Origin of the sequence: Mesorhizobium metallidurans STM 2683 (assembly GCF_000350085.1) — a bacterium.
In the GTDB taxonomy this organism is placed as follows: Bacteria; Pseudomonadota; Alphaproteobacteria; order Rhizobiales; family Rhizobiaceae; genus Mesorhizobium; species Mesorhizobium metallidurans.
The window spans coordinates 84,438-94,624 of sequence record NZ_CAUM01000112.1 but is presented as its reverse complement, the minus strand read 5'-3'; the positions used below and the strand labels follow the sequence as shown (position 1 = coordinate 94,624).

Annotated in this window: 12 protein-coding genes; 10 read left to right on the top strand and 2 right to left on the bottom strand. The window is 62.1% G+C overall.

Going from position 1 to position 10,187, the window contains the following annotated elements:
* Together MESS2_RS18730 and gyrA are read left to right on the top strand one after the other, a co-directional pair.
* Positions 1–231, top strand: a 231-nt coding sequence (locus tag MESS2_RS18730; protein WP_209436113.1) for a hypothetical protein, incomplete at its 5' end; no start/stop codon positions are given.
* 1 nt (position 232) lies between these two features.
* Entirely contained in the window at positions 233–3,034 is a 2,802-nt protein-coding gene (gene gyrA, locus MESS2_RS18725; RefSeq protein ID WP_008875975.1) for a DNA gyrase subunit A, read from the top strand.
* 60 nt (positions 3,035–3,094) lie between these two features.
* Here gyrA and MESS2_RS31235 read toward each other — a convergent pair whose 3' ends face one another.
* Positions 3,095–3,247, bottom strand: a complete 153-nt coding sequence (locus MESS2_RS31235) for a hypothetical protein (protein ID WP_008875974.1) — start codon at positions 3,245–3,247, stop codon at positions 3,095–3,097.
* Positions 3,248–3,443: 196 nt separating this feature from the next.
* Here MESS2_RS31235 and coaD point away from each other — a divergent pair, with 196 nt between their 5' ends.
* The 6 genes from coaD (at position 3,444) to tgt (ending at position 7,726) form a co-directional block, all read left to right on the top strand.
* Positions 3,444–3,944, top strand: coding sequence for a pantetheine-phosphate adenylyltransferase (coaD, locus tag MESS2_RS18720; RefSeq protein WP_008875973.1), 501 nt, complete (start codon positions 3,444–3,446; stop codon positions 3,942–3,944).
* A 110-nt stretch (positions 3,945–4,054) separates the two neighbouring features.
* Positions 4,055–4,549 (top strand): peptidylprolyl isomerase, encoded by a 495-nt coding sequence (locus tag MESS2_RS18715; RefSeq protein WP_244440026.1) that lies wholly within the window; start codon positions 4,055–4,057, stop codon positions 4,547–4,549.
* 40 nt (positions 4,550–4,589) lie between these two features.
* Positions 4,590–5,102, top strand: a complete 513-nt coding sequence (locus MESS2_RS18710; protein WP_008875971.1) for a peptidylprolyl isomerase — start codon at positions 4,590–4,592, stop codon at positions 5,100–5,102.
* Between the two features lie 156 nt (positions 5,103–5,258).
* A complete protein-coding gene (gene queA / locus MESS2_RS18705) occupies positions 5,259–6,344 on the top strand; it encodes a tRNA preQ1(34) S-adenosylmethionine ribosyltransferase-isomerase QueA (RefSeq protein WP_008875970.1) in 1,086 nt (361 codons plus the stop codon).
* Positions 6,334–6,603 (top strand): hypothetical protein, encoded by a 270-nt coding sequence (locus tag MESS2_RS18700; protein ID WP_008875969.1) that lies wholly within the window; start codon positions 6,334–6,336, stop codon positions 6,601–6,603. Before queA ends, MESS2_RS18700 begins: the two co-directional genes overlap by 11 nt.
* Positions 6,596–7,726 (top strand): tRNA guanosine(34) transglycosylase Tgt, encoded by a 1,131-nt coding sequence (gene tgt / locus MESS2_RS18695; RefSeq protein ID WP_008875968.1) that lies wholly within the window; start codon positions 6,596–6,598, stop codon positions 7,724–7,726. The genes MESS2_RS18700 and tgt overlap by 8 nt, the downstream gene beginning before the upstream one ends.
* Positions 7,727–7,732: 6 nt before the next feature.
* Here tgt and MESS2_RS18690 read toward each other — a convergent pair whose 3' ends face one another.
* Positions 7,733–8,152 carry a DUF4864 domain-containing protein gene (locus MESS2_RS18690; RefSeq protein WP_008875967.1) on the bottom strand — a complete coding sequence of 140 codons (420 nt, stop codon included), beginning with the start codon at positions 8,150–8,152 and terminating at the stop codon, positions 7,733–7,735.
* A 199-nt stretch (positions 8,153–8,351) separates the two neighbouring features.
* On the opposite strand from MESS2_RS18690, the gene MESS2_RS18685 reads away from it, so the two are divergent.
* Together MESS2_RS18685 and MESS2_RS18680 are read left to right on the top strand one after the other, a co-directional pair.
* On the top strand, positions 8,352–8,588 hold the full coding sequence (locus MESS2_RS18685) for an Lrp/AsnC family transcriptional regulator (RefSeq protein ID WP_008875966.1): 237 nt from the start codon (positions 8,352–8,354) through the stop codon (positions 8,586–8,588).
* Positions 8,589–8,735: 147 nt separating this feature from the next.
* Positions 8,736–10,148, top strand: a complete 1,413-nt coding sequence (locus MESS2_RS18680) for a circularly permuted type 2 ATP-grasp protein (RefSeq protein WP_008875965.1) — start codon at positions 8,736–8,738, stop codon at positions 10,146–10,148.
* Positions 10,149–10,187 lie beyond the last annotated feature (39 nt).

Below are 10,187 nucleotides of genomic sequence, written 5' to 3'. Positions count from 1 at the left end.
GCGATACGACGGCCGGGTTGTCGCGGTCGTGCCCCCTGGTTGAGGATTGTGACCCATGGCAAGCTTTGCCCTGGCAATGGCGAAAGGCGCTTCGGCCATATCGTCGCAATCAGCGGTATCCTTTTGAAATCACCACAAAAATGGGCACTGGAAAAGCCGCCGCCGACATTGGAGTTTCGGCTGCGCTTCCTATATAAGCAGCCAGTGATTCCCGACTGGATTGTGACCTGATTTGACCGACCAGAAGACACCGCGCGGCGCCGATGGCGGCCCGACCGGCATCGAGCCGATATCGATCATTGAGGAGATGCAGCGCTCCTATCTCGATTACGCCATGAGCGTGATCGTCAGCCGTGCGCTGCCTGACGTGCGCGACGGCTTGAAGCCGGTGCATCGCCGCATTCTCTACGCTGCCCATGAGAGCGGCTATCACTGGAACCGCAAATATGTGAAGTCGGCCCGCCCGGTCGCCGACGTGATGGGTAAATACCATCCACACGGCGACGCCTCGATCTATGACGCCCTGGTGCGCATGGCGCAGGACTGGTCGCTGCGAGTGCCGCTGATCGACGGGCAGGGCAATTTCGGTTCGATCGACGGTGATCCGCCGGCGGCCATGCGTTACACCGAGTCGCGGCTGACCAAGGTCGCGCATGAATTGCTGGAGGATATCGACAAGGAAACCGTCGATTTCCAGGACACATATGACGCCTCCGACACCGAGCCGAAGGTGCTGCCGGCTCGCTTCCCCAACCTTCTGGTCAACGGTTCCGGCGGCATTGCCGTCGGCATGGCCACCAACATTCCGCCGCACAATCTCGCCGAAGTCTGCAATGGCGCTATCGCCATCATCGACAATCCGGCGATCAATCTGCCGGCGCTGATGGAGATCATCCCGGGACCGGACTTCCCGACCGGCGGCATCGTGCTTGGCCGTTCCGGCATCTACAGCGCCTATTCGACCGGCCGCGGCTCCATCGTCATGCGCGGCCGCGTCAATGTCGAGCAGCGCGGCAACGACCGTGAATCGATCGTCATCACCGAGGTTCCCTACCAGGTGAACAAGGCCTCGATGATCGAGAAAATGGCCGAACTGGTACGCGACAAGCGCATCGAAGGCATTTCCGACATTCGCGACGAGAGCGACCGCCAGGGTTACCGCGTCGTCATCGAACTGAAGCGCGACGCGGTGGCCGACGTCATCCTCAACCAACTCTATCGCTTCACGCCGCTGCAGACGTCCTTCGGCGCCAATATGGTGGCGCTGAACGGCGGCAAGCCGGAAGTGCTGACGCTGATCGACATGCTGAAGGCGTTTGTAGCCTTCCGCGAGGAAGTGATCAGCCGGCGCACGAAATTCCTGCTGCGCAAGGCGCGCGACCGCGCCCATGTGCTGGTCGGTCTGGCCATCGCCGTTGCCAATATCGACGAGGTGATAAAGCTGATCCGCACCGCGCCGGATCCGCAGACGGCGCGTGAGCAGTTGATGGAGCGGCGCTGGCCCTCGGGCGACGTCGAATCGCTGATCCTCCTGATCGACGATCCGCGCCACCGCATCAACGAGGACGGCACCTACAATCTGTCGGAGGAGCAGGCGCGCGCCATCCTCGAATTGCGCCTGCAGCGCCTGACCGCGCTCGGCCGCGACGAGATCGCCGACGAATTGAACACGATCGGCGTCGAAATCGTTGATTATCTTGACATTTTGTCGTCCCGCGCCCGTATCCAGCAGATCGTCAAGGACGAGCTCATCGCCGTGCGCGACGAGTTCGGCACGCCGCGCCGCACCGAGCTCACCGATGGCGGCGCGGACATGGAAGACGAGGACCTGATCCAGCGCGAGGACATGGTCGTGACGGTCAGCCATTCCGGCTACATCAAGCGCGTGCCGCTGTCGCTCTACCGGGCGCAGCGCCGTGGCGGCAAGGGCCGCTCCGGCATGTCGACCAAGGACGAGGATTTCGTCACCCGGCTGTTCGTCGCCAACACGCACACGCCGGTGCTGTTCTTCTCCTCGCGCGGCATCGTCTACAAGGAGAAGGTCTGGCGGCTGCCGATCGGCAACCCGCAGTCGCGCGGCAAGGCGCTGATCAACATGCTGCCGCTGGAGCAGGGCGAGCGCATCACCACGATCATGCCGCTGCCCGAGGACGAGACGAGTTGGGGCGAGCTCGATGTGATGTTCGCCACCACGCGCGGCACCGTGCGCCGCAACAAGCTGTCGGACTTCGTCCAGGTCAACCGCAACGGCAAGATCGCCATGAAGCTGGAGGAGGAAGGCGACGAGATCCTCGGCGTCGAGACCTGCACCGACAATGAAGACGTGCTTTTGACCGCAAGTTCCGGCCAATGCATCCGCTTTTCGGTCAGCGACGTGCGCGTGTTCCAGAGCCGCAATTCGGTCGGCGTGCGCGGCATCGCCATGGCCGACACCGACAGGGTGATCTCAATGGCGGTGATCGAACATGTCGAGGCGCCACCGGCCGAGCGCGCCGCCTATCTCAGGCGGGTGGTGGCCGAACGGCGGCTCGCCGCCGGCATCGCGGCCGGCGAGGAGGAAGACATCCAGCTCACCAATGAGGAAGTCGGCGAGGAGACGGAGCTTTCCGACGAACGCTATGAGTTCCTCAAGGCGCATGAGCAGTTCGTGCTGACGGTGACGGAATATGGCTATGGCAAGCGCTCGTCGTCCTATGATTTCCGCCTGACGGGCCGCGGCGGCAAGGGCATCCGCGCCACCGACGTATCGAAGACGGCCGAGATCGGCCGCCTGGTGGCGACCTTCCCTGTCGGCAATGACGACCAGATCATGCTGGTTTCGGATGGCGGCACCGTCATCCGCGTGCCCGTCCACGATATCCGTTTCGCCAGCCGCGCCACCAAGGGCGTGACCATCTTCAACACCGCAGAAGGCGAGAAGGTCGTGTCGGTTGAGCGGATTTCGGAACCGCAATCGGACGAGGAAGCCGAAGAGAATATCGAGGCCGGGCCGGATGCCGGTGTCGAGGACGCTGGTAGCGACACCGCCGAATAGGCCTCGAATTGGCAACGCCGGCCAATGGGCCGGCGCTAACGCAATCTGCGGTTTTGTGGTTTAGAAGTGACGGTAAGGCTTGCGTGGGCCGAAACCTTCGAAACGCTCGGTGTTGGCCTTGGCGCGAACGCGGGCAGCCTCCTGATGCAGCCCGAATACGGTGGCGATCAGCATGGCGACGGTCATTGCGGTGGCTAGCATGTAGATCAGCATGTGCGTGTTCTCCTGCGCCTAACAACGGTTAAATGGGAATTTGGTTTCATCTTCTGAAGCTGCAACCTAGTGAACGCTGCGTGAAGCGTTCGTGATCAACGCATTCATCTGTCGTTCATGTCCGCGAAAAGGTTCACGTACGTTGCATCAATCAATCGGATTTGCCTTCCGCCCGTGTGCCCGCTAGAAGCCTGCCATGACCGAACGCATCGCCCTTTATGCCGGCTCTTTCGATCCGCTCACCAACGGCCATCTCGACGTGCTGAAAGCGTCGCTGGCCGTGGCCGACATCGTCTATGCGGCGATCGGCATCCATCCCGGCAAGAAGCCGCTGTTTTCCTTCGAGGAACGGGTGACGCTGATAGAGAGTGCGACAAAGGCGGAATTCGGCCGCGACGGCGCCCGCATCAAGGTCGTCGCCTTCGACGGGCTGGTCATCGACGCAGCCAGGAGAGAGGGCGCCTCTATCATGATACGCGGCCTGCGCGACGGCACCGATCTCGACTATGAGATGCAGATGGCCGGCATGAACGAGACCATGGCGCCGGAACTGCAGACGGTTTTTCTGCCCGCCAGCCCCTCGGTGCGAACCATTACCGCCACACTTGTCCGCCAGATAGCCTCGATGGGAGGCGACATCCGCCCCTTCGTGCCGGCGGCCGTGGCCGGTGCGCTCACCGCCAAATTTGCAAAATAAGTTTCTCGGAGAAGACCATGCAGCTGAAAAAGCTCGCCTCGTTCCTTGTCGTGCTCGCCGGTCTTGTGACCGCCTCTGTTTCGGCCTTCGCCGCCGATCCGGAAAACACCATGATCATCACGCTGAAGGACGGCGACGTGACCATAGCGTTGAGGCCCGATCTCGCGCCCAAGCATGTCGCCCAGATCAAGAAGCTGGCGCGCCAGGGCGCCTACGACAATATTGCCTTCCACCGCGTCATCGACGGCTTCATGGCGCAGACCGGCGACGTGAAGTTCGGCAACATGAAGAATGGCTTCAGTGCCGGCGCCGTCGGTACTGGCGGGTCCGATCTTCCCGACCTGCCGGCCGAATTCTCGACATCCGAGCGCTATGTGCGCGGCGTGGTCGGCATGGCCCGCTCGCAGGACCCGAATTCCGCGAATTCCCAGTTCTTCATCATGTTCGCGCCGGCGCCACCGCTCGATGGCCAGTACACCATCGTCGGCAATGTCGTCAGCGGCATGGAATTGGTGGACAACATCAAGAAGGGCGACGAGGCGAACAATGGCACGGTCAGCGACCCCGACCGGATGATCAAGGTGCGCATCGCCGCAGACAAGTAAAATTGTCAAATTAATATGTTTTCTCAAAAGGATATCTGACATGGCCGAGATCAAGGACCGCGAGAACGCGCTCATCATGGAAACGACCAAGGGCAAGGTCGTCATCGAACTGTTTCCCGACCTGGCGCCTGGCCATGTCGGCCGCATCAAGGAACTGGCGCGCGAAGGCGCCTATGACGGCGTGGTGTTCCACCGCGTCATCGACGGTTTCATGGCGCAGACCGGCGACGTCAAGTTCGGCAATTCCAGCAAGCCCTCCTTCGCGCCGTCGCGTGCCGGCATGGGCGGCTCCGACAAGCCCGACCTGAAGGCCGAATTCTCGAACGCCAACCACGCCCGCGGCACCTGCTCGATGGCGCGTTCGCAGAACCCGAACTCGGCCAATTCGCAGTTTTTCATCTGCTTCGACGATGCCGCCTTCCTCAACCGCCAATACACGGTCTGGGGCCAGGTGATCGAAGGCATGGACAATGTCGACAAGATCAAGCGCGGCGAGCCGGTGCAGGATCCCGACAAGATCGTGTCGCTGAAGGTCGCGGCCGACGCGAAGTGAACTGCCCAAAGCGCGTCGCGTTTGAACGGATTCCTGCGACGCGCTTTAGGTTCTTGTTTGATGCATGTCGTTATCGCAAAACCGGCGCGCACTTTTGCGCGACATGCATTCGGCGCGGCATCTCGATAGCATTTGTCGCGGCGGCCGGGGGCCGGAATGAAGGTCGAGCTTTTCGATTTCGAATTGCCGGAGGAGCGCATCGCGCTTCGCCCGGCCGAACCGCGCGACAGCGCCGGGATGCTGGTGGTCAGGCCGGGCAAGGGGCTTGAGGACCGCACGGTGCGCGACTTGCCGTCCTTGCTGAAGCGCGGCGATGTGCTGGTCTTCAACGACACCAAGGTCATTCCCGCGCAACTGAAAGGCATCAGGCGGCGTGGCGAGGCGGCGGCGCAAGTGGAAGCGACGCTGCATATGCGAACAGCGCCGGACCGCTGGCTGGCCTTCATGCGGCCGGGTAAGCGCGTCGCCGCCGGCGACCGTATCCATTTCGGCCTTGACGGCAATTCCTGCTTTCTCGGCCAGTTCGACGCCACGGTGATCGAGAAAGGCGAAGGCGGCGAGGTGCTGCTCGGCTTCGACCTTTCCGGGCCGTTCCTCGACGAGGCGCTGCACGCTGTCGGCCATATCCCGCTGCCGCCCTATATCGCGTCGAAGCGCGATGACGACGAGCGCGACCGCAGCGACTACCAGACCATTTATGCCCGGGAGGAGGGGGCGGTCGCCGCTCCGACAGCCGGTCTGCATTTCACGCCGGAGTTGTTTGCCGCGCTCGACGCGAAAGGCATCGAGCGCCGCTTCGTCACCTTGCATGTCGGCGCCGGCACCTTCCTGCCGGTCAAGGTCGACGACACCGCCGACCACAAAATGCACGCCGAGATCGGATCGGTCGCCCAAGAAACCGCCGAGGCGTTGAACGCGGCGAAGGCACGTGGCGGGCGCCTCGTCGCCGTCGGCACGACGTCGCTGCGCCTGCTGGAAAGTGCGGCTGGCCCCGACGGCCGGCTCGCCGCGTGGTCGGGTCCGACCGACATCTTCATCACGCCCGGCTACCTCTTCAAGACCGCCGACATGCTGATGACCAATTTCCATCTGCCGCGTTCGACGCTGTTCATGCTGGTTTCGGCCTTCTGCGGGCTGCAGACGATGCGTGCGGCCTATGCGCATGCCATCGAGAACCGTTACAGGTTCTATTCCTACGGAGACGCAAGCCTGCTGTTCAAGGAGGAGAACGATGGACGATGACCTGGAAACTTTCGACCGCGGTGCCTTGATCGCCGAGGTCAAAAAGCTGCGTGCCGGCATTCGCGAACATCGCGACGCCACCGGCCATGATCTGTGCTGGCATCACCCGGACCTCTGGTCCCTGCTACCGGAAAGGACCGAGCCGGCGATCGCCGTGCCACCCTGGCCAAAATTCATGCGCGGCTGCATCCGCTACCGGCAGTCGCTCGACAGGCAGGCCGCGGCTGCGCCGGTATTCGACAAGGAGTTCAATGAGTAAGGCATTTACCTTCAAGGTATCGGCGACGGACGGTAGAGCACGGCGCGGTACGATCACCATGCCGCGCGGTGAAATCCGCACGCCGGCTTTCATGCCGGTCGGCACCGGCGGCACGGTGAAAGCGATGTATATGGAGCAGGTGCGCGGTGTCGGCGCCGACATCATCCTTGGCAATACCTATCACCTGATGCTGAGGCCCGGCGCCGAGCGCGTGGCGCGGCTCGGCGGCCTGCATGAGTTCGCCCGCTGGCCGCATCCGATCCTGACCGACAGCGGCGGTTTCCAGGTGATGTCGCTGTCGAAGCTGAGGAAGCTCACGGAAAAAGGCGTCACTTTCCGCTCGCATATCGATGGCGCCGCCCATGAGATGTCGCCGGAGCGCTCGATCGAGATCCAGGGGCTGCTCGATTCCGACATCCAGATGCAGCTCGACGAATGCACGGCGCTGCCGGCCGAGGAGAAGGAAATCGAGCGCGCCATGGATCTGTCGCTGCGCTGGGCGGAGCGCTGCAAGGCGGCGTTCGGCGACCAGCCGGGCAAAGCGATGTTCGGCATCGTGCAAGGCGGCGACGTGCCTGCTTTGCGGCTGCGTTCGGCGCGGGCGCTGAAGGCGATGGATCTGAAGGGCTACGCCATTGGCGGACTAGCCGTTGGCGAGCCGCAGGCGGTGATGCTCGAGATGCTGGATATCACTTGCCTGGAACTGCCTGCGGACAGGCCGCGCTATCTCATGGGCGTCGGCACGCCGGACGACATATTGAGATCGGTGGCGCGCGGCATCGACATGTTCGATTGCGTGATGCCGACGCGCGCCGGCCGCCATGGCCTTGCCTATACAAGGCGCGGCAAGGTCAATCTGCGCAACGCCCGCCATGCCGACGATCCGCGCCCGCTGGACGAGGAGAGCGACTGCCCGGCGGCGCGGGATTACTCGCGCGCCTATCTGCACCATCTGGTGCGTTCGCAAGAAGCGCTGGGAGCGATGCTGCTCACCTGGAACAATCTTTCCTACTATCAAAAGCTGATGCAGGACATTCGCGCCGCGATCGAGGCTGGCGCGTTCGACGCGCGGGCCGCGGAAATTTCCGAAGGCTGGGCGAGGGGTGATATTCCCGCGATATGACCGGCCTCAGGTGCTCAGCGCATTGGATGCGCGCAGGCTGCAGCCGGTTATCCGGTAGGTCCCGTCGGGCTGCTGCTCGAGCGTGTAGACCGCCTCGTAGTCCTTGCCGTCCGGTCCGACGATCAGCACCTGCTGGATGATCGATGTCGGGCTCATTTCCTGCACCTTGCCGAAGGAATAGGTCCGCGGCTTGCGCACCGGCGCATAGCCATTGGTCACCATGTTCATGAAGGTGTCGACGGTCGGAAAGATGCGTTTCACATTCGGTGCGGCAAAGCCGTAGGCGGCCGCGCCATCGTCGGCCATGAAAGCCTTCAATTGACCGTCGATCGTTGCCTGGCCTGCCTTGATTTCGGCATCGCCGGCCAAGGCCGGGGATGCCAGGATGAGTGTAACGATTGCTAGTGCGAAAATCGCTCGGCGCATGGCCTGTCTCCGCTGTCCCAGACGAGCCGTCCGAAGACGCTCAGCATATCATACGCTCGACGGCGCTTCATGGTTTCAGCGACGGCAACATTCAACGTCGCACGCAAGGGGGTGAACCCAGGCGCCCTCATGCTTGAAAGCAGGACAGCAGTCTGCCACAAGGGCCGCCTATGCGTGGAAGCTTGAGCAGGATCGGGCAATGAAGGCGTTTTTCGTGCAGATAAAGTGCGACCTGGGCAAGGCCTATGACGTTGCCAGCGCACTGGCCGATGCCGAGATTGCCTCGGAAATCTACTCGACCGCCGGCAACTACGACCTGCTCGCGAAATTCTATGTCGACGACGAGGAGGACATCGGCCACTTCGTCAACGAGAAGGTGCAGATTCTCACCGGCATCAAGGACACGTTTACGGTCGTCACCTTCCGCGCCTTCTAACGAGGCAAACCCCTGACACAGCCATATTGTTGCTGCCCTAATTTTAGGCAGCGGTGACATACTGATCGCCGGCACCCTTTAAATTGCCGATTGCGCTTGATTTTCTCCGGCGACGCCAGTGAAATGGCTGCACAGGGGAGTATGCGATTGGCAGCGTTCGACGAAATGCTTCCGGAAGTCTCCGGATTGAGAAAACCGTATTCGGCTTACGATCGCTGGCTGAAGGAGCAGGACCCGGCCAGACTTACCGAGAAGATGCAGGACGCCGAACGCGTCTTCCGCAAGACCGGCATCACCTTTGCCGTCTATGGCGAGCAGGAAGCCTCCGAACGCCTCATCCCCTTCGATATCGTTCCGCGCATCATTTCGGGCAATGAATGGCGGCGGCTGACGCAAGGCATCGAGCAGCGCGTCCAGGCGTTGAACGCCTTCCTCGACGACATCTATCATCGACAGGAGATCTTGCGCGCCGGCCGCGTTCCCAAGGAGCTGATCGCCAGGAACGAGGCGTTCCTGCCGGAGATGATCGGGGTCAGGCCGCCGGCCGGCGTCTACACCCATATCATCGGCGTCGACATCGTGCGCATCAGCGAGAACGAATTCTATGTGCTGGAGGACAATGCACGCACGCCATCCGGCGTCTCCTACATGCTGGAGAACCGCGAGACGATGATGCAGCTTTTTCCCGAGCTGTTCCAGCAGATCAAGGTGCGGCCTGTCGAAAACTACCCGCAGCTCCTGCGCCAGTCGCTGGCGGCGGTGCGGCCGCAAGGCACGAAAGGCACGCCGACCATCGCCGTGCTGACGCCCGGCAGCTTCAACTCGGCCTATTTCGAGCATGCTTTCCTTGCCGACCAGATGGGGGTGCAGCTGGTCGAGGGGCAGGATCTGCGCGTCATCGACGGTCATGTCGCGATGCGCACCACCGAAGGCTACAAGCAGATCGATGTGCTCTACCGAAGGGTGGACGATTCCTTCCTCGATCCGCTGACCTTCCGGCCGGACTCCGCGCTTGGCGTGCCCGGCATCATGGATGTCTACCGCGCCGGCAACATCACCATCGCCAATGCGCCGGGGACCGGCATCGCCGACGACAAGGCGATCTACTCCTACATGCCCGAGATCGTCGAATTCTACACCGGCCGCAAGGCGATCCTCGGCAACATCCCGACCTGGCGCTGCTCGGAACCGGACAGCCTGAAATATGTGATCGAGCACATCGACGAACTGGTCATCAAGGAAGTGCATGGTTCCGGCGGCTACGGCATGCTGGTCGGACCGGCCGCGACCAAGAAGGAATGCCAGGATTTTTCCAAGAAACTCCAGGCGAAGCCGTCGAACTACATCGCCCAGCCGACGCTGGCGCTGTCGACCTGTCCGATTCTGACCGAGAAGGGACTGTCGCCGCGCCATGTCGATCTCAGGCCCTATGTGCTGGTTTCCGACCGTATCCAGATCGTGCCCGGCGGGCTGACGCGCGTGGCGCTCAAGGAAGGGTCGCTGGTTGTCAATTCCTCGCAAGGCGGTGGGACGAAGGATACTTGGGTGCTGGATGATTAATGGTGAATGGTGAATGGTGAATGGAATAGAATGATATTC